The organism is Pseudomonas sp. 478 (assembly GCF_003254125.1).
Lineage (GTDB): Bacteria > Pseudomonadota > Gammaproteobacteria > Pseudomonadales > Pseudomonadaceae > Aquipseudomonas.
Genome location: NZ_QKZG01000016.1, coordinates 24,553 through 44,457, shown reverse-complemented (window position 1 = coordinate 44,457; position 19,905 = coordinate 24,553). Strand labels below are relative to the sequence as shown.

Sequence of the window (19,905 nt, the reverse complement as noted above, 5' to 3'; positions counted from 1 at the left end):
CAGGGATTTAAGCCAGCTTCGCCAACAATGCCTCAGCGGCCGCCTCGGACGACGCCGGATTCTGTCCGGTAATCAGCAACCCATCAGTGAGCACATAACTCGCCCAGTCAGCCCCTTTGGAATAGACGCCACCCTTCTCCTTAAGCATGTCCTCCACCAAAAACGGCACGACGTTCGTCAGTTGCACAGCTTCTTCCTCAGTGTTGGTAAACCCCGTCACGCGTTTGCCTTTGACCAGCGGCTGGCCGTCTGCGCCCTTGACGTGACGCAACACACCCGGGGCGTGGCAGACGGCCGCGACCGGTTTGCCTGCCTTGTAAAACGCCTCGATCAGAGCGATCGAGATTTTGTCTTCGGCTAAATCCCACAGCGGGCCATGGCCGCCCGGGTAGAAAATCGCGTCGTAATCTTCAGCTCTCACGCTGCTCAGCAGAGCGGTAGACGCCAATGCGGACTGGGCGGCGGAATCTTTGCGAAAGCGCTCGGTGGCCGCAGTTTGCGCGTCCGGCTCGTCGCTTTTTGGGTCCAGCGGTGGTTGACCCCCCTTGGGTGAGGCCAGGGTTAACTGAGCGCCGGCGTCTTTAAAGGCAAAGTACGGTGCGGCAAACTCCTCCAGCCAAAAGCCGGTTTTCTTACCCGTGTCACCCAATTGATCGTGTGACGTTAGAACCATCAGGATTTTCATTTCGTTCTCCTTGAGTTCGCAGATGTTCATTCATCTCGGCGCTGAGTTTGACCTCCAGGCTGCAGCATTCGTTGCACCTGTCACCCTAGCGGTTCTGCTACCGTTTTTCGGCAAATCAGACGATGGGTCACCGAGTGATGGCTAACCGCCTTGATGCGCAAGAAGTTGCGCACTCATCGCTGCGAAAGCCCTTCCCGGGTGACGGAGCGCCCGGCCTGTCAGGCCCCCAGCCAAGTGCGCAAGAAGTTGCGCAGTACTGCGCAACTTCTTGCGCACATTCACAGGCGATCGCCGTCGAACATTCTCCACGGGGTCGAAAAAATCTCTTAACCACCTGATTTATATAGTGTTAACCGTTTCTGGCACGGACCTTGATAACAGTCAGGCACCCACCGGGCGATACCGCCTCCCGGGCACCCTAACTTTTAGCAAGGAGCACATCCATGGCTACACCAGCGTACATGTCCGTCACTGGCGAAAAACAAGGTCTGATCACTGCCGGCGCATTCACCGCCGACTCGGTTGGCAACACCTACCAGGAAGGTCACGAAGACCAGGTCATGGTTCAGGCTTTCAGCCACGACGTGATCATCCCGCGTGACCCACAGTCCGGCCAACCGACCGGTCAGCGCGTTCACAAGCCAGTCGTGATCACCAAGGTCTACGACAAGGCTTCACCACTGCTGCAAGCCGCTCTGACCTCCGGCGAGCGCATGAGCGAAATCGTTATCCAGTGGTACCGCACTTCGGCTCAAGGTACCCAAGAGCACTACTACACCACCAAACTGGAAGACGCGATCATCGTCGCCATCAACAACAAAATGCACAACTGCCAAGATCCGTCGAACTCGCACTTCACCCACCTGGAAGAAGTACAGTTCACCTACCGCAAAATCACCTGGACCCACGAAGTATCCGGTACTTCGGGTTCCGATGACTGGCGTCAGCCGGTCGCCTAAGTCAGGCCGACCGTCACAAGCATCGGCCAGCTCTGCTGGTCGATGTTGTTTCCGCCCTTCCAGAATTTCGCGTCCGTTGACCCGGTTTCCGGGTGTCAGCGCATGCCGCAGCACTGCACGAGGAACAAGGGATGTTCGCGCCGGCCAATCAAACTCACTTTGCCCTGACCATCGAAGGTCTTTCCAGCGACTTCCAGGTTTTTTCCCTGCAAGGTCGGGAAGCCATCAGCCAGCCTTTTGTGTTTGAGGTCGAGCTGGTCAGTGAACAGCCGTCCCTGGACCTCGAGACCCTGCTGCACAAACCAGCCTTTTTGCAGCTCTCGCCTGACGGCAGCGGCATTCATGGCCAGATCTACCGCGCCGCCCAGGGTGATTCCGGCAAACGCCTGACCCGCTACGCGGTGACCCTGCGCCCGCACCTGTCTTACCTGGCGCACCGCATCAACCAACGCATCTTCCAGAACCTTAACGTGCCGAAAATCATCGGCAGCGTCCTCGAAGAGCACGGCATCCAAAGCAATGCCTACGAATTCAAAGTCGGGGCGATTTATCCCGAGCGCATTTACTGCGTTCAGTACGATGAATCGGACCTGCAGTTCATCCAGCGTCTGTGCGAGGAAGAAGGTATCCACTACCACTTTCAGCACAGCGCCACCGCCCACAAGCTGGTGTTCGGCGATGACCAGACGGTGTTCCCGAAACTCGCACCCGTGGCTTACCAGCAAGACTCCGGCATGGTCGCCAACGACCCGGTGATCAAGCGCTTCGACCTGCGCCTGGAAACCCGCACCAGCCGCACCACCCGCCGCGACTACGACTTCGAAAAACCACGCCTGACCCTGGAAAGCGAAAACCGCGGCGACGCCCTGCCCGACCTCGAAGACTACGACTACCCGGGCCGCTTCATCGACCGCGAACGCGGCAAGCACCTGGCCAAACGCGCCCTCGAACGTCACCGCAGTGACTTCCAGCTCGCCGAAGGCAAAAGCGATCAGCCGTTGCTGGTCAGCGGCCACTTCCTGGCCCTGACCCAACACCCTAAAGCCAAATGGAACGACCTGTGGCTGCTCACCGAAATCCTCCACGAAGGCAAACAGCCGCAAGTGCTGGAAGAGTCGGTTACCAGTGACACGACCAAACTCAAAGACGATTTCCACCAGGGCTACCGCAACCGCTTCCAGGCCACCCCGTGGGACGTGCCAAACCGCCCACCGCTGACCCAGAAGAAGCCGCGCATCCTCGGCAGCCAAAGCGCCGTGGTCACCGGGCCAAAAGGTGAAGAGATCCACTGCGACCAATACGGTCGCGTCAAAGTGCAATTCCACTGGGACCGCGAAGGCCAGGCCGACGACAAGACCAGCTGCTGGCTGCGCGTCTCCTCCGCCTGGGCCGGTGCCCACTACGGCGGCATCGCAATCCCGCGGATCGGCATGGAAGTGCTCGTCAGCTTCCTCGAAGGCGACCCCGACCAACCGCTGATCAGCGGCTGCCTGTACCACAAGGAAAACGTCGTCCCGTACGCCCTGCCGGCGAACAAGACCCGCACCACCTTCAAAACCCTGAGCTCCCCCGGTGGCGGCGGTTACAACGAACTGCGCATCGAAGACAAAAAGGGCCAGGAACAAATCTTCCTGCACGCCCAACGCGACTGGAACGAAAACGTCGAACACGACCAGAAAATCCGCGTCGGCAACGAACGCCACGACACCGTCGAGCAAAACAGCTACAGCGAATTCAAGGCCGAAGAACACCACACCGTCTACGCCGACCGCAAAGTCGAAACCCGCGCCAACGACCACCTCACCGTGGGCGTCAACCAGCACATCAAAGTCGGCACCGGCCAGTTCATCGAAGCCGGCCAGGAAATCCACCTGAGCAGCGGCATGAAAGTCGTGCTCGAAGCCGGCAGCGAACTGACCCTCAAGGGCGGCGGCAGCTTCATCAAGATTGATGGCAGCGGTGTGACGTTGAGCGGGCCGGTGATCAACATGAACTCCGGCGGGAGTCCCGGTAGCGGGACTGGCGCGGCACCGTTGATGCCCGGCGTGCTGAAACAGGCCGACGCCGACAAGGCCGGCGCGGTCCTGACCCCGGCGCAGATTAATACGCTGAAGCGCAATGCGCCGTTCTGTGAAGAGTGCGAGAAATGCAAGGCAGGTGTATGCGATATAGAAAAACCCAATCACGACACTGAAAAAATCACCCACGATTTAGTGTTCGTCGTGAATGACGAAAAAACGGGCAAACCCAAGCCGAATACTCCTTACCAAATCAAGCTTGAGTCTGGACTTATTGTTAAGGGTGTTACCGACAGTAAAGGTTTGACCCAAAAAGTTTCATCCAACAAACCAGAAAAAGCCACCATCGAGGCCCCCTACTATGGCGACACTACAAGCGACACTCACTCCGACTGCGGATCCGACGCCTGTAGCTGTTAGTGTTTCAACGGATGAACCGAGTGGTGCTCAGTGGGTGGCAAGGTTCCTGGGCAGCGCTAATGTCACGTCACTTGCGTCTCCATTTCGTGAAGCCGTGACAAAGTATCTCGATGCAGTAAGAGCTGCCGGCGGGACTGTACATATTTCTGCGACATATCGGCCTCCGGAAAGAGCTTATTTAATGCACTGGTCGTGGAAAATCGTTAAAACGGGCTACGACCCACAACAGGTTCCTAGCTATCCCGGCGACGTTATAAAAATCCAATGGGCACATACTTCCGAGTCTGGCGCGTTTGATCAACAGGCCTCTGTACAAGCAGCCAGGGCCATGGTGAATGGCTACGGAATCAGCGGCTTGAACGTCGCCCCGGCGCTTAACTCACGACACACCCAGAAACAGGCGATCGACATGAATATCAGCTGGTCCGGGACATTAATAATAAATAATGCCTCAGGAACGGCGGTCACTATAAGCTCAGATCCAAAAACCGGGATGAACAGTGAGCTTCATACCGTAGGGGCCACTTATGGCGTGATCAAATTTGTTGGTGGAAATAGTGACAAACCTCACTGGTCAAACGATGGGCATTAAAATGTACACAATCGCGCGCTATTTCTTGCTCATCGCATTCGCCCTCCCACTGCTTTCTTGTGCAGCCGAAAGCGATGGCTCAGTGCCTGGCGACGTCTCCGATTACATAACAAGCAGAGACAACTGTGACTCTCTGCGCGGAGATATTCCTGAGCCGGACCCCGCCGACCCGGACAACCTCAGCCGTGTCATCAGCGATATCAATAAATATTGCAAGGGTACAGATCAAAAACTGAAGCAGTTGAAAGAGAAATACTCTGGAGACGAAAGCATTGTGAAGTTGCTCTCGACTTACGAAGAAAATATTGAAGCGGATATGAGTTTTTAGATTCACTCATCAAGGACGGCTGTTGTGACATCTGAAGACATCAATCCACAGGTCTGGTTATCCAAAACCCCGCTGCTACCGGGTGAACGCCTCTACCTGATCGTCAGCGCCGCCAGCGACGCCGAAGCGCTCAAGTCGCTTTACCAAAATGAACCCACAACCCAGGCGATCCCGATCTGGGGCGGTACACCCTATGCGGCTTGGCAGCCGGTGATGCCCTACCTCACCGAGTTGAAACCCAACTCAAGCTTCCTGTCATGGATTGCCGAAACGGACGCCCTCGATTGGGGGTGGCTGGCCGTTTCCAGCAGCGAACCGAACGTGGTGTTCGAACATCTGCGTAGCCTCACTCAGGTTCGGATGCCGGATAGGACTGAAGTGTTTTTCAGGTTCTGGGATGGGCGGCATATCTACCCGATTCTGGAAGGCCTCGGCGATGCCGCGGGTGAGGTGCTGCCGGTGTTTGATCGGTATCTGATCAATGGCAAGAGCCTGGAGGTTGGACCGAGGGTGGTGCCACCAGCGAAGGATTGGCCTTGGTGGGAAGTGCCGAAAGCGTTGCTTGATGGCCTCGCCAAGCAGAACCCGTCAACCCTGATTGGCAACCTGATGCAATGGCTGGAAGAGGAACGTCCAGACATCTACGCCGCTTACCCAGAGAGCAATCTGAAGCTGAAAATCGCACGTTTCGTGCGCCGCCCGGATGCTCCAAAAAAACTTAATGAAGCACTGTTAAACCACCTGATTCTGGAGCAAGGCTGATGGATCGCGTTGCCTTTGTTGATAACCAACTGAGCACGTTCAAGGACAGCTTAAAGCTGTATCAAGAACAGACCAAAACCTGGTACGCGAAAGCCGCCGACAAAGGCAGCCGAGCAACAGACCTGCCCTCCCTGCTGGGCATGGAGCGGGTGATAAAGGTCGGCAATACCAGTAAATCGGTGAGCATGACCGATGGCGACTTCGCCTCGAACGTGGCCCAGTGCCCACTCAAGGGGCCGCTGCTGATCGAGAGCAAATTCGAATCGGTGTATGACATTCCGCTGGGTGACATCGAAGTCGAAATCGTTGCGGTGGAAGGCGGTGCGGTCAGCAAAGTCAAACTCGACGCCCAAGGCAAAGCCAGCTGGACGGGCGGTATTCCGGGCAAGTTCTACAAAATCCGTATCCATAACGAAGTGACGCCGGCTCAGATCGATACCCTGTTCAAATCCTATGACGGCCTGACAGGTCAACTGGAAGGTTTCCTGCGCAAGGAATGGGCAGGGTTCAAACCGCAATGGTCGAACATGTCCACCTCGGGAACGGCCATGGCGATTGGCAACGGCATTTTTGAAGGCGGTTGGGCAGCGATCAAAGGGGTCTGGGACGGCATCAGCCTGGTACTCGATATCCTGCAAGACCCGAGCAAGTTTGCGAAAGACCTCGGTGCCGGCACCCAAAAACTGGTAGCTCTGGCAAAAGAAGCGCCAGACATCATGAAAAAAGCCATGCTGCTGGCCAGCGACGAGGCCGCACTGTTCCTGATGGTACGCAGCGCCGTGATCTGGCTGGCCGGCCTGCCACCGATGAAGATGGCCGGTGACGCCGCAAAAATGACCACAGCGGCGGTCGTCGGCATCGCAATCGATATCGTGATTTCTATCGTGCTGACGATTGCTGCGGAGGGTACCGGTGTCATCTACCTCGCCGCGCGCTTGAAAAAGTACGGCGAAATCATCATCAAGGCCGTGACCGGTTTTGTGGAGTCGGTGTTCAAAATCATCAAAGGCTTCATGGAATACGTCGCGAAATACACCGCGGTGGCGGCTCGTGGGGTGACGGCTCAGGTGAAGAAAGGGGTGGCGCAGGTTCGTTTTGACGGGAAGCGAGTGACTACCATAGAAACGCCGAAAGTCCACCACGATGTACCCGCTCAATCCAAGACTCCTGACGAAAAAAGTGCTACCTGCGCCAAAAGCACCTGCACCAATGGCTGTCCGGTTTCGATGGTGACGGGTGAGGAACTGTTGACCCTGACCGATGGTGAACTCGGAGGGCTACTGCCATTCAGCTGGACCCGCCTCTATCGCACCAGCGCCGCGGAAATCGATTGCGGCCTCGGCTACGGGTGGAGTCACGCTCTGGCGCAAAGGGTGGAAATCAACGGTGATGAGGTGGTCTGGACCGACCACGAAAACCGCATTACGACCTTCCCATTGCCGAGTATGCAACGACCGGCGATTACCAACAGTTTGTCCGAAGCGGCGATTTTCATCGGCGACGATCCTTCCGAACTGATCCTCACTCAAGCTGACGACCGTTCCCAGTTCTATCATTTCCGCTACAACAGCAAAGGCGCGACGCTGATCGCCATTAGCGACACCTACAACAACCGCCTGCACATCACCCGCGACATCCACGGCCGGATCAAACGTGTCGACAATGGCGCCGGTCGCGCCCTGCTCCTGCGTTATGACCGCAAACACATCGTCGCCGTCGATTACCAGCAGTTCAGTCCGGCAGACAATCTGGAAGATGCCTGGAGCACCATCCAGACCTTGGTCACCTATAGCTATGACGCTCAGCACCGCCTGATCGAAGCCAAAAACGCGGCGGGCGAAGCCGAGCGCTACGCCTACAATGAGCAGAACGTCATTCTTGAGCGCCGACTGGCCGGTGGCGCCAGTTTCTACTGGGAATGGGAAAAAGAAGGCAAATCGGCACGCTGCATCCATCACTGGGCAAGCTTCTCGCAGATGGACGCGCACTACGCCTGGGATGACAAGGGTAGCGTTACTGTCACCAATGCGGACGGCAGCGAAGAGATCTACACCCACGACGAACAGGCTCGACTGATCGCCAAAATTGACCCGGATGGTGCTGAGAACCTCAAGGCCTACGATGACAAGGGTCGTTTGATTGCAGAACAGAATCCGCTTGGCGCAATCACGGAGTATCACTACAACGAAACCGGTCACATGGTGGCGGTTGTTCCACCGGAAGACCAACCTACCGGCTACGAATACAGCAATGGATTCGTAAGCAAAGTAAGTCGCGGCAAGGCGACCTGGAAGTATCAACGCAACGATCAGGGCGATATCACTCAGCAGATCGACCCGGATGGCAACTCCACACATTACAGCTACGACCGCCAGGGTCGCCTGCTGGAGATCCGCCATCCCGACGGCAGTCGCCACAAGCTGGGCTGGAACAACCTCGGCCAATTGCTTGAAGAGCAACTGCCCGACGGCGGTCAGCGCAAGTACCGCTACGACGCCTTAGGCCGCCAGATCACCCGTCAGGAAGAAAACGGTGCCATCACCCAGTACCAGTGGGACGCAGCCAACCGCCTCGCACAAATTACCCTGCCCGGCGGCGCAACTCGTGCGTTCTCCTACAACCCTTATGGCCGCGTCACAGCAGAGCGCGATGAACTGGGCCGCATCACCCGATACGAATACGCCGATGGTCTGCATCTGGTTAGCCGTCGTATCAACCCTGATGGCAGCCAACTTCGCTACCGCTATGACAACTCGCGGCTGCTGCTCAGCGACATCGAAAACGAACGTGGCGAGCACTACCAGCTCGATTACTACCCCAACGGCCTGATCCAGCAGGAAATCGGGTTCGACGGTCGCCGGACTGCCTACGAATACGACCTCAACGGCCAACTGCTGAAGAAAACCGAATTCGGCGAAGACGGCAGTGAGTTGGTCACCGAATACCAGCGCGATGCCGCAGGCCGCTTGCTGGTGAAAACCCTGGCCGATGGTGAGGAAATTCACTACAGCTATGACGCCCTCGGCCGCCTCGTCAACGTCGACGACGGCCATTGGCCCCTCGCCTACGAATACGACCTGCAGGATCGCCTGATTACCGAACACCAAGGCTGGGGCACTTTACGTTACGAGTACAACAACCTGGGCCAGTTGAGTCATTGCCGCCTCCCCGACGGCAGCAAACTCGACTACCGTCACCAATCCGGTGGTCGCCTGAGCAGCATCGACCTCAACGGCTCGCGCCTGACCACGCACCAGTTCAGCGCCGGTCGCGAACAACAGCGCCAACAAGGCCTGCTGCACAGCCAATACCAGTACGACGAACAAGGCCGTCTGCAAGCCCACACCGTCAGCCAGCAAGACCGCAACCTGTTCCGTCGCCGCTACGCCTACGATGCCAACGACAACCTCGCAGGTATCGATGACAGCCGCAAAGGCAACCGCAGCTACCATTACGATCCGCTCGATCGCCTGATCAGCGTGCGCGGAGCTACGCCTGAAAGCTTCGCCCACGACCCGGCGGGCAACCTCTTGGGTCAAGGCGATCAACCGACCGCGAACCTGGCCAACGTCAAAGGCAACCGCCTGCTCATGCAGGGCGACCGTCACTATAACTACGACGCCCACGGCAACCTGATCCGCGAACGCCGTGGCACCGGGCAGAAACTCGTTACCGAGTACCGTTACGACTGCCAACATCGTCTGATCGGCGTCAGCCTGCCCGGCGGTAGCAGCGCAAGCTACCAGTACGACGCCTTCGGCCGCCGCATCGCTAAAACCGTCGATGGCCACACCACCGAGTTCCTGTGGCAAGGCGAACGCCTCATCGCCGAGAGCGCCGATAACCGCTATCGCAGTTATATCTACGAACCCGGCAGCTTCCGCCCGCTGGCCATGCTCGATGGCGAAGGCCCACTGAAAGCCACGCCGTTCTACTACCAACTCGACCACCTCGGCACCCCGCAGGAACTCACCGGCTACAGCGGCGAGATCATGTGGTCGGCCAAGTACCGCGCCTACGGCAACCTCGCCACCCTAGACATTGCAGAAATCGACAACCCGTTGCGTTTCCAAGGTCAGTATTTCGATGCAGAAACGGGCTTACACTACAACCGGCATCGCTACTACAATCCGGGCACTGGGCGGTTTTTGACGCCGGACCCGATCAAGCTTGCGGGTGGGTTGAACAACTACCAATACGTGCCTAACCCTACGGGGTGGGTGGATCCGTTGGGGTTGAATAGCGAATGTCCGGGGGGAGCGAGTTGCAAGCCTGGAACGGTTGAAGATCCGGCGAGTAAGGCCAAGGTAAATGAGGGGGCATCAGGAGCACCTGATGTTCAATGGACGAATCACGGTAACAAACACGTAGCCCCCAAGGCCCCCTGGCCAAATGTTGTTAAATCAACGGCAAATGGAGGTGCGGCAAGGTATTTACCCGGGACAGACATCGAAGCACTCGAACGGCATGCATTTAAAAATGGCCAGGATGTTAACAACGGAAAGCCTTGGAAAGTTATTGATATGGGCAAGACTATTGGCGCCAACGATGGTAAAGAAACACGCTTCATGAGGGTTGAACTAAGCGCAAACACTATCCACGGCCACCCTATTTCCGAAGAAGCATTTAAAAAACTCACAAAAGCGAAGAAGAACTGAATGGACACTAAAAAAATTATTGAGCTTGGCGGAACAATCACACTTGATGACATCTCCCATCTCAACCAGCTTATTGACACTTCGATGATCATTGATGACTTAAAGGAGGATCTATTCCAAGCCGTCTTCCCACATGATCAACTTATTGACATAGGTTGGTACCCTGAATTCTGTGAAAACGGCACATTTAGAGTTTCTTTAATTAAAGCCTATGACTGGGAGCACCCAGCTTTCAGCGAAAAAGCAAAAAGCTGGACAGAATTAAACAAGGCAATTTCCAATGCTTTAAACATACTAGAAAAATGATCGCCCGAGCGCTCACAAAAACAAACCCACCTCATGTTGGCCTTTCACAAAAAAAATGCTAGACACAAATAAAAAATCATAATCCCCGGAGAGTTCGTACTCGAAGCTCCGTGGAAAATATCAAGACTACAAGCCTGAATGAGCTGGCTCAAGAATTAAAAACTCTGAGAGTTCCTGAAGGTTATTACTCCAAAGGTGTTTGACAACAACGTATACATTCTTACTCAATGCGACTAAGCCAAAACAATTAATAAAAAAGAAAAATGGGGAATTATTTATTTTCCACGCAACCACGAAAATAAATCTGTCCCCTTTTGTTCGCTGCGCCGATGCTCTGCCTTCAGGACTAAAAATTGAGGAAACAAAAAAATGGGCTCGAACAAAATCGTTTCCATTTGGACGGCGAACACCGACTGGGAACCGTCTACGCTTCGAGATGTGATGAGCCCAGAGTATTCTGACGACGGAGACTATCTTGGCTCTGAGTTCAGCGAGGCTTTCTCACTTGGTTTTATTGACGATGACACTGTCGAAGCAGATAAAATCGAGCCAACAAATTCTCTAATTGATGCAATTGACGGGTGTTCATACGACCTTGACATCGCGTCTGACATGAAAAATAAAAACACCCCTCTGACCGAAGCGCTTTTAGACACCATAGTTGCAATCTACGACTACTCCTTCTTGGGCACCCCCAACAACACTAAAATCAGAAATATTCTCTTTACATACCGCGGATGTTTTGAATACCAAGACTAAACTCTCAGAAAATAAGAGTAGATATATTTCTGCACTCTAAAATAAATCTGCCCCTGAGAAATCCAACGAAAATACAACAAAAATAAATCTCTCCCCTTTTGAACAGAACGCCCTCATAAAAGCCCCAAAAAACGGATGATTTATACTGAGCGGCTTTGGATATTCAACAATAAGGACACCCTGTGAACAAACACACAATCACCCTTTCAAACGGCTGGATAGCCGAATTCGAAAACCAAGGCGAATTCAGAATGTCAGTCGAAGGCTGGAATCTGGTTTTGCAAGGACCGAATCAAAAAAGTGTCCAATACTTCAAAGACAAGATAGTCGTCGTGAATGACGACGACGGCGCTCAGGCCAAATCGTGTATCCGTCTTTCAAGCGACGGCGTTTACGGTTATTTGACCACAGGACTGGATCACAGCTGGGTGATTGACTTTACGCGAGGCATGATCGCTCCGCATCGTGTAACGATCTCTCACCGCCACGACAGTTACGATGAAAGCATTTCGATGTACGAACAACCGGCCTTCAAACGCGCGCGCCAGTATATAAGCGTGACAGGCAAGCATATTTATCTGACGTTCCCATTCACCAAGGATGAGGACTTCCCCAAGGTCTGGGAGAAATACATGCTGATTCGGAGACGACAACTGGATGAGCTGTATTTCCGGAACTGAACCGTCAATATTGTTGCAATACTGCCGCTGCAATCTCAGCGAGCAGTTTTGACAGACCGAACACGATCAAGGCATGCAAATACCGCTTTGCGGTTCCGTTGATTCAAGAGCTTCACCATGAAAAATTCTCCAACCGACGCCCAAAAAAAACGGATGATCTAACGATCGCCCGTTTTATGCACTTCAAGTCAACACACTGTCCTCAACCTCATACTTAACCACCACCCGATTCTTATAAAGCCGCTCACTCTTCAACACCTGACTCTCCTGCCCCTTGCTCCTGACCTCCCGCCATATCTCGTTCTCCCGAAAAACCCGCCCACCGTCTCGCACGAACCGATGCCTAAGTTGATAAACGTGATACCGAAACTCTCTCGCCTGATCGCACAACAACTCCCCCTCCAACTGTTGCTCGGCGACATTGAGCTTCACCTGAAAATAACGATCGGTCGGGTTATGCAGCACCCAGGTCAATGTAGTTGTAAAAGATCTCAGCCCCGGAGCCGAATGGCAGTCCCCGCCCGTCGTCACGAAAGGGATCGAAGCTGTGGTTCGACCGCTCAATCACGACCAATGGCGAGTGAATCGCCATCCAGTGAATCAGGTTGCTCAGTTGGCAGATCCCGCCGCCGATGCCGCTGCGGGCTTCACCAAATGACAGCTCCATGCCTTCGACATAACCGCGTTTGCGGGTGGGCCGACCCACGAGGCGGCAAAATGAAAAATATTCGCCAGGACGGATGACGACGCCGTCGATCGAAGCAACGGCCAGTTTCAGGTTGATGACTTTGTCGTGTTGCAGGGTGAGATCGGAGTTGCCGAGTTTGCGGATCAATTTGGAGGTGTGTTTGAGATAGCGGAAAGGCAAACGGGAGGCGGTGTTCAGGGGATGTGCGTACCGCACTTCAAGAAGGTGTTCGCCCAGTGTAATGGCCTGGCAATCCATGCACCGGTAAAGAGCCCTGACACTGGGCGAACGGGAAGTATTTTAATTGAAGTTTTCGAATATGTCCGCGTATATGAACATGAAATTTATCGAAACAACTTTTGATTAAATGTCGGCCCAAATACTATTTTACAGCCCAGCAAACTCACCAGTTAGACCATTAAAACTGATTGTTCTTATACATAAAAGTTGTACAAGAACAATCAACATATAGAGCTAATACTCAACTTCAGTGCTTGCTGGTCACTTTCAGCATGTCGGTATAGGTCACAACGACACTCTGTCCAACTTTCAGATCTTTCAATTTCGCTTGAACTTCGGGCCTTACGACGTCAACGGTCTTGGACTGGCCGGAAGGGTTTTTGAGGGTTACACGATTGTTCTTCACGTCGATTTTGGTGATTTGCAGTTGGACCTGCACCTGACGGTAGGCTTCGCCGCCCGGGTTGTCGCTGCCGGGGGCTGCGCGGACTTCGCCAGCGCGTTCGACGCTGCCTGGCAGACCTTTGTCGATATCGGTGTCGAGGTAGGCAGCGACAGAGCGGGTAACCTTGATATCGACTTGGTCGCCGATTTTCAGTTTGCCGAGGTTTTTGGCCTTGTCGGTCAATTGCACATGGACCTGACGACCTTCCGGCCCCTCCAGGACGACCTGATGTTTGGCAGCATCGACCGAGACAACTTTGGTGGTGACCTGATCCGCCTCCACAACGGCAGACAGCGGGATGTCCGCAGCCATGGCGCTAAGACTGGCGGCAGACAGCAGGGTCGCAAGGGTGATGGCTTTGGTCAGTGCGTGAAGTTTCATAAGCGGTACATTCCCTGTGAATTGGAGGCAGCAACGAGCGCTGAACCACCGTCCAGCGTCCTCTGCGCAGATGAGCATAGACGCTGATCAGGGAGTGTTCGCAGTTTCTTGGAGAACGCCTCAAGCCTCGGGATCGTCAACCTCCTGGGCGACGTTCACGGCAGGCGAGTCTTTATGGGACTGATCGGCCCTGGCCTTCAAGGCTTGCCATTGTTCCAGGTCGATGGCGCCCTGCCCCAGCAAGTCGTCGGCCACTCGCAGCAGTTCGGCGTAGTGGGCGTCGGGGGATTGTTGCCAGTAGGCCTGGTCTTCGAACAGACGCTGCCACGAATCAAGGTCGGGCGGTTTCAGGTCTTCACTCATGGCGGGCTCCTGTGAACGGGCTTCTAGAATTAGGAGGCTATCGCTCTGCCGAGAGTTCCGACTCAATACCCGGTCATTTCCAGATACCCCTGCCCACCCTGGCTGCCGCTCAATTGCACCGGCCCTTCCCAATAGGGAATGCGCAAAGCCATCCACGCATTGGGGTTGAGCGCGCTGATCGTGATGTCGAGGTGTTTGTCGGGGATTTTGATCGACCAGCGTATCGGCATCGAACGCCCGGCGACGTTGGCGGTGTCTTGTGGTGTGAGGCTGATATCGGCGGCGTGCAGTCGCTGCGTCTGGCCCTGATCGTCGATCCAGGTGCCGGTGAGGTAAGGCGCGCCGTCCTTCTGCCGCATGCGGTAGAGCATCACTTGCTCGCCGCTGTCCAGGTGCAGGGAAAACCAGTCCCAGCCCGTCTGGTTGGCAGTCAGGGGCTGGCTGCTCCATTCCCGGTCGAGCCAGGCCGGGCCACTGACTTGATAGGTTTTGCCGTCGATTTCCAGTGTGCCATTGGCCTGAAAAAACGGCTGGCTGTAGTAGTACGACGCCTGCCCTTGTTCGGATTTCTGACTGAAGCCTTTGTCGCCCTGAAGCACCAAAGGACGCGTGGAACTCAGCCGCAGTTGATAGCCAAAATGCTTGTCCCGGGCGCTGAGTTGAAGATCCGCCATAGGCTCGGAACTCTGACTGCTGAAACGCCAATCATCGATCCACGCGTTGAACGGCGCCAGGCTCACACCCGCCTGACCAACGCCGCCACGGGCGTAACGTTCGGCGGCGTGATGCACTGTCGCCGACGTCACGGCCGCATGGCCAAGCCAGATAATTTGATTACCCCAACCGGCCACTTCGGGCGTCGCTTTCAAGGCGCTGCGAAACAGCGTCCACTGCGCGCCGAACTCGCGCCCCTGATCGTCCTTGAGGTTGGCGGTGACGTACCACCATTCGATCCGAAAACCGTCATGAGGACCGTGATCCGCCGGAAAGCTGAACACCCGACCGGGCACCACCGGCGTAAACGCGGCGGCCTGATGACCCAGCCCCGCGAAACCTTTCTCAACAGGCGCCGAGTTATCGCAGCCGCTCAATAATGCCAGTAGCAACACGCCGACCTTAATCTTCATGAGCAAACGTCCTCAGCAGATCCGCCGGTTGCGTGCGGTACAGCGAATACAGCGGCCACGCCGACGCCAACAAAGTCGCCAACAGCGCCAGCCCCATCAACTGCAACAGCTGCAGCGGAAACACCCGCAATGGCAAGCGCCAGCCGAAGGCCTGAACGTTGATCACCGTGTCCAGGCACCACGCCAGCGCGATCCCCAATGGCAACGCCAGCACCAGGGTCAGCACCGCCAGCAACCAGGTCTGGCCGAGATTGAGCAGCATCAGTTGCCGGCGAGTCACGCCGAGCGCCCATAGGGGGGCAAGTTGCCCGAGGCGGCTCTGGCTTTGGGTCAACAGGCTGATGAACAGCGCCACGCCCGCCACGCAGAGGGTCAGGCTGTTGAGTGCGGCGGTCGCGGCAAAGGTGCGTTCGAACACTTGCGTGGACCAACCCTTGAGCCGGGCCTGGTCGACGATTCGGCTATCCTCCAGCGTAAAGCGGGTTTGCAGCGCGGTCAGGAAAGCGGGGATCAACGTCGGATCGATGCGCAGGTTGAAACGGCTCGGTGTCAGCTGCGGCCAGCCGCGCAGCAGATGCTTGACGTTGACCAGAATGTGGCCTTTGGGATTGCCGTAATCGGCGTAGATGCCGACGATCCGTGGTGACCAGGCGCCGTTCGGTGTGGGAATCGTCAGGTGATCGCCAAGGCGCACCTTCAGCCGACGGGCGAGTTGCTCACTGAGCATCAGTGCGTCGTCCTTGGCCAGTCGGTCCCAAGGGTTGTCGCCCAAGGCTTCCAGCAGCGGCCAATGCTGGCGATACGTCGGGTGATCGATCACGCCGAAGACGTCCGCCGGCCAGCCTTGCAACTGGATCGATACTTGCCAGCTGGGCAGCACCGCCGTGAGTTCGGGTTGCTGCTTGAGCCAGGTTTGCAGTTCTCTGGCCTGGGCCGGATTTTGCGGATTAACGTACAGTTCGGCGGTCAGGCGTTGTTCGAGCCAATCGCTGAAGGTCTGACGAAAACCGGCCGTCATGCTCCCCGCTCCAATGTTTGCCGCCAGCGCCAACAATAGCGCCATCAGCGCCAGGCTCAGGGCCGGCAGTTGTTGACGGCAGTCGGCGAGAAACCATTGGCCGAGCACCGAGCGACTGCGATGCAGCACCCGGTTCAACACCCAGTTGAGCACCACCGGCAACGCCAGCGCAGCGCCGATCAACAGTACCGCCATCAGCACAAAGCCGCTGCTCAGGCTGTCGCCAAAGATCAAGGCCAGCACTGCGATCACCGCGGCGATCACGGCAACCCAACCCTGACGCCGCAACCAGCGCGCGTGAGCCTGATGCCAGGCCTGCGGATCGGCCAAGGCCAGTAAAGGCAGGCGCGCAGCCCGCAACAAACTGTTGGCCCCCGCCAACAACGCGCCCAACAGACTCAGGCCGACGCCGCTGAGCCACCACCACGGACTGAGGCTCAACTGCCCCGCCACTTCGGCGCCGTACAACCCGCGCAGACTCGCGGCGACGTCCGGCAACAGCACGCTGGCCAGCAGGTAGCCGCTGGCGACGCCGACCAATCCGCCGATCAATGCCAACCCACCCAATTCAACCGCCAAACCGGCAATCAGCAACCGTGCACTGACGCCGCAGGCACGCAGGGTTCTGAGCAAGCCACGGCGTTGTTCCAGCGCCAGGCCGATCGCGGCGTGGACGATGAACAGGCCAACCACGAATGACAGAAAACCCAGCGCATCGAGGTTCAGGTGAAAGCTTTCGGTGAGGCGCGACAAATTGTTCTCTTCGCCACTGGTCTTGAGCTGCAGCTGTCCTTTGAATTGATCAGGCAGGGTCGCGGTGAAATCCTTCGGCAGCAGCAGGCGTGACAGCTGATCCGGCAAGCCGAGAATCTGCTGGGCAAAGCCGATGTCCACCAACAACACACCGGGGGCCATATCGGGTTGGGCATGCAGCGGCGGCAATGCCTGACCACTCAACGTCGGTGGACGTTCGCCCTCGTGCAGACCCAGAGTCTGCAACGTCTGCGGCGAAATCCAGGTACTGCCCGGCGGGCTGAAAAACTCGACAACCTGCTCAATCGGCAACGCCTGCCCAGCCACGGAAGAACCGGCGGGCAGCGACACCGGCTCGATGCCCATCAACTGCAAGCGCTGGTCGTCATGCCCCTTGAGCGTCACCCGACCTTGCAGGACCGGCGACACCGGCCAACCCGCACGGCGCAGGTCGACAAACACTTGCTGGGAGAAGGTCGCGCCGCTGGGCGCACTGAGGCTGGCCTGGGGTTCGCCGCCGATCAACTGACTGGCCCGGGCATAGCTTTCGCGCGCCTGGCTGTTCAGCGCCTGCACGCCGGTCAGCAGACTGGTGGCGAGCCAGAGCCCGGTCAGCACACTGAAAAACTGCACCGGGTGCTGCCGCCAATGACTGAGCAGCGCCCGCAGCGTTTCGCGAAAGACCCGCACTTCAGCGCTCGCCCGCGCCAGCCAGACGACCACCGTGGAGCACCACTTTTTCGGCCAGCCGCGCGGCAACCCGCGAGCTGTGGGTGACCATCAACAAGGCGGTGGGACTGTCGTCGAGCAACTCCAGCAACAACTTCAAGACTTCATCGCTGGTGGCTTCATCGAGGCTGCCGGTCGGTTCGTCGGCCAGCAGCAATTTTGGCTGCGACGCCAGGGCACGGCCCAGCGCGACCCGTTGCTGCTGGCCACCGGACAGCTGTTCCGGATAACGCTGCAGCAAATCAGCCAAGCCCAGACGTTGCACCAGATGCGCCTGCCAGCGCGAATCATGGCGCCCCGCCAGTCGTGCCTGGAACGCCAGATTGTCCTCCACGCGCAAACTGCCGATCAGGTTGAACTGCTGAAACACCAGGCCGATTTCGGTCCGCCGCCAGTTCGCCAGTTGCCCTTCGCTCATCTGCTCCAGCCGATGTTCGCCGCTGCGGATGCTGCCGCGATCGACCTTGTCGAGCCCGGCAATCAGGTGCAGCAAAGTGCTTTTGCCACTGCCCGACTCCCCCATCAACGCCAGGCTGCTGCCGGGTTTCAAGGTGAGGTCGACACCTTGCAGAACCGCTAATGGGCCCTGGGGAGTGGCGTAGCTTTTGAAGACGCCTTGGACCGAAAGCATGGGGAAAACCGTTCGATGTGCGTGGAGCAAGGATAGCGGACGGCAGCGGCACCGCGAATAGACCCGTTTGGATACCCCATAGCCCACACACTTCAAGGAAAAAACATACACAACGAAGGAATTGCCTGACTGCTCATTCGTATCCAGATGGATACATTTGAGTAATGAATTTTGGCAAAGGAGGTTTAAACATGAGCCAGACTTTGACTACTTTCGATATGGCGGCTCTGCTGGACAGTGACGAAGCCATCAGCGAGTACCTTTCGCAAGTGCTCGCAGACGGCGACAACGAAGAGTTTCTTCGCGCTATCGGCTACGTGGTAAAAGCGCGTGGAATGACACAGATAGCCAAGGATTCGGGTATGGGCCGCGAAAGCCTGTACAAGGCCTTCGCACCAGGAGCAAAACCACGTTTCGATACGGTTTTAAAGGTCATTCACGCCCTTGGCATTGATCTCTGCGCGCAGCCGGGTCATTCGGTCAATCACTCAACGCTCTAAGAGACTCCTCTGCTTAGACTGCTTGCTTCAGCGCAACCAACGTAAAACACAACGGCAGCTGCACCGTCTGTTGCTCATACCGATCATAGAGTTCCTCGCGATTGGAATGCGGGTACTCCTTGAAGTGGCTGATCTGCAATCCCGCCTCGATGGCGCCGGTGAAGATGGCGCCCAGGGTGTGGACGAACCAGTAGGACGTCGAGGCCTGCTGTTCGATCTTGCCTTCGTAGACGATCGGCTGGTCCTGCACAAAAGGTTCGCTGCGAAAGTACGAGCTGTCCGGCCGATACGGATCGGCCGACTCGGGGTCGAACATTTCCAGGAAGGGGTGGGTTTCGTACACCACCAGACTGCCGCCGGGCTTGAGGGTTTGTGCGACATGGCGGAAAAATTCAGCGATGTCCGGCATCCAGTTCAACACGCCGATCGTAATCAGGGCCACGTCGAAGCGGCCATGAAGTTCTGTCGGCAAGTGATGGATGTCTGCCTCGATGAACTCAGGCGCATGGGGCGAGCGTGACGCCAGTTCCCGCGCCTGATCGAGGAACGCCTCGGACTGGTCGACGCCTGTGACGCTGCGGGCACCCAACGCAAACAACGACAAGCATTCGCGGCCGTTGTTGCAGCCCAGTTGCACCACGTCTTTGCCGTCGACACCGACCTGTTCCAGTAACCCTCGGAGGGTGTCGTCCAAGCAGCAAAAATCACTACAACCAACCGCCGTCAAACGGGCCTGCCATTCGGGGGTGTCCTTGTGGTGTCGGGCGGAGTCATTCCAGGCATCGCGGTTGCTGGCGATGGCTTTTTCTTTTGTCGGCATTTCCATTGCGCGCTCCAGACTGGGGTCTTTCATTAATTGCGTG

Annotated in this window: 17 protein-coding genes and 1 pseudogene; 10 read left to right on the top strand and 8 right to left on the bottom strand. The window is 56.6% G+C overall.

Annotated features, from left to right (window positions below):
* Positions 1-7 precede the first annotated feature (7 nt).
* Positions 8-685, bottom strand: coding sequence for a type 1 glutamine amidotransferase domain-containing protein (locus tag DFS28_RS26255; RefSeq protein ID WP_111452186.1), 678 nt, complete (start codon positions 683-685; stop codon positions 8-10).
* Positions 686-1,128: 443 nt separating this feature from the next.
* Here DFS28_RS26255 and DFS28_RS26250 point away from each other — a divergent pair, with 443 nt between their 5' ends.
* The 9 genes from DFS28_RS26250 (at position 1,129) to DFS28_RS26210 (ending at position 12,167) form a co-directional block, all read left to right on the top strand.
* Positions 1,129-1,644, top strand: coding sequence for an Hcp family type VI secretion system effector (locus tag DFS28_RS26250; RefSeq protein ID WP_054051032.1), 516 nt, complete (start codon positions 1,129-1,131; stop codon positions 1,642-1,644).
* A 131-nt stretch (positions 1,645-1,775) separates the two neighbouring features.
* A complete protein-coding gene (gene tssI, locus DFS28_RS26245; RefSeq protein ID WP_111452072.1) occupies positions 1,776-4,082 on the top strand; it encodes a type VI secretion system tip protein TssI/VgrG in 2,307 nt (768 codons plus the stop codon).
* Positions 4,083-4,263: 181 nt separating this feature from the next.
* Complete coding sequence (locus DFS28_RS26240) at positions 4,264-4,674, top strand: hypothetical protein (RefSeq protein WP_111452071.1); 411 nt, start codon at positions 4,264-4,266, stop codon at positions 4,672-4,674.
* Positions 4,664-5,002, top strand: coding sequence for a hypothetical protein (locus tag DFS28_RS26235; RefSeq protein WP_256596905.1), 339 nt, complete (start codon positions 4,664-4,666; stop codon positions 5,000-5,002). Before DFS28_RS26240 ends, DFS28_RS26235 begins: the two co-directional genes overlap by 11 nt.
* A gap of 24 nt (positions 5,003-5,026) precedes the next feature.
* The gene (locus tag DFS28_RS26230; protein ID WP_111452069.1) at positions 5,027-5,764 is read left to right on the top strand and encodes a DUF4123 domain-containing protein; all 738 of its coding nucleotides are present in this window, start codon (positions 5,027-5,029) and stop codon (positions 5,762-5,764) included.
* Positions 5,764-10,422: an RHS repeat-associated core domain-containing protein gene (locus DFS28_RS26225; protein WP_111452068.1), complete on the top strand. Its 4,659-nt coding sequence runs from the start codon at positions 5,764-5,766 to the stop codon at positions 10,420-10,422. Before DFS28_RS26230 ends, DFS28_RS26225 begins: the two co-directional genes overlap by 1 nt.
* Positions 10,423-10,728 (top strand): hypothetical protein, encoded by a 306-nt coding sequence (locus DFS28_RS26220; RefSeq protein ID WP_111452067.1) that lies wholly within the window; start codon positions 10,423-10,425, stop codon positions 10,726-10,728.
* Between the two features lie 369 nt (positions 10,729-11,097).
* Positions 11,098-11,487, top strand: a complete 390-nt coding sequence (locus DFS28_RS26215; protein ID WP_111452066.1) for an immunity 22 family protein — start codon at positions 11,098-11,100, stop codon at positions 11,485-11,487.
* Between the two features lie 182 nt (positions 11,488-11,669).
* Positions 11,670-12,167 (top strand): hypothetical protein, encoded by a 498-nt coding sequence (locus DFS28_RS26210; RefSeq protein ID WP_111452065.1) that lies wholly within the window; start codon positions 11,670-11,672, stop codon positions 12,165-12,167.
* Positions 12,168-12,350: 183 nt separating this feature from the next.
* On the opposite strand, the pseudogene DFS28_RS26205 reads toward DFS28_RS26210, so the two are convergent.
* The 6 genes and pseudogenes from DFS28_RS26205 to DFS28_RS26180 all read right to left on the bottom strand — a co-directional run.
* A pseudogene (locus DFS28_RS26205) lies at positions 12,351-13,068 on the bottom strand (VanW family protein); the annotation flags it as partial.
* Positions 13,069-13,342: 274 nt separating this feature from the next.
* Positions 13,343-13,921, bottom strand: coding sequence for a hypothetical protein (locus tag DFS28_RS26200; protein ID WP_111452064.1), 579 nt, complete (start codon positions 13,919-13,921; stop codon positions 13,343-13,345).
* 120 nt (positions 13,922-14,041) lie between these two features.
* Positions 14,042-14,284, bottom strand: coding sequence for a hypothetical protein (locus tag DFS28_RS26195; protein ID WP_111452063.1), 243 nt, complete (start codon positions 14,282-14,284; stop codon positions 14,042-14,044).
* A gap of 62 nt (positions 14,285-14,346) precedes the next feature.
* The gene (locus DFS28_RS26190) at positions 14,347-15,411 is read right to left on the bottom strand and encodes a lipocalin-like domain-containing protein (RefSeq protein WP_111452062.1); all 1,065 of its coding nucleotides are present in this window, start codon (positions 15,409-15,411) and stop codon (positions 14,347-14,349) included.
* Positions 15,401-17,872 carry an FtsX-like permease family protein gene (locus DFS28_RS26185; protein ID WP_111452185.1) on the bottom strand — a complete coding sequence of 824 codons (2,472 nt, stop codon included), beginning with the start codon at positions 17,870-17,872 and terminating at the stop codon, positions 15,401-15,403. Before DFS28_RS26185 ends, DFS28_RS26190 begins: the two co-directional genes overlap by 11 nt.
* Position 17,873: 1 nt before the next feature.
* Positions 17,874-18,542, bottom strand: a complete 669-nt coding sequence (locus DFS28_RS26180) for an ABC transporter ATP-binding protein (RefSeq protein WP_111452061.1) — start codon at positions 18,540-18,542, stop codon at positions 17,874-17,876.
* A gap of 191 nt (positions 18,543-18,733) precedes the next feature.
* Between DFS28_RS26180 and DFS28_RS26175 the strand changes: the two genes are divergently transcribed.
* Positions 18,734-19,042 (top strand): addiction module antidote protein, encoded by a 309-nt coding sequence (locus DFS28_RS26175; RefSeq protein ID WP_008153842.1) that lies wholly within the window; start codon positions 18,734-18,736, stop codon positions 19,040-19,042.
* A 13-nt stretch (positions 19,043-19,055) separates the two neighbouring features.
* Here the strand turns inward: DFS28_RS26175 and DFS28_RS26170 are convergent, their stop codons facing one another.
* The gene (locus DFS28_RS26170) at positions 19,056-19,868 is read right to left on the bottom strand and encodes a bifunctional 2-polyprenyl-6-hydroxyphenol methylase/3-demethylubiquinol 3-O-methyltransferase UbiG (RefSeq protein WP_111452060.1); all 813 of its coding nucleotides are present in this window, start codon (positions 19,866-19,868) and stop codon (positions 19,056-19,058) included.
* Positions 19,869-19,905 lie beyond the last annotated feature (37 nt).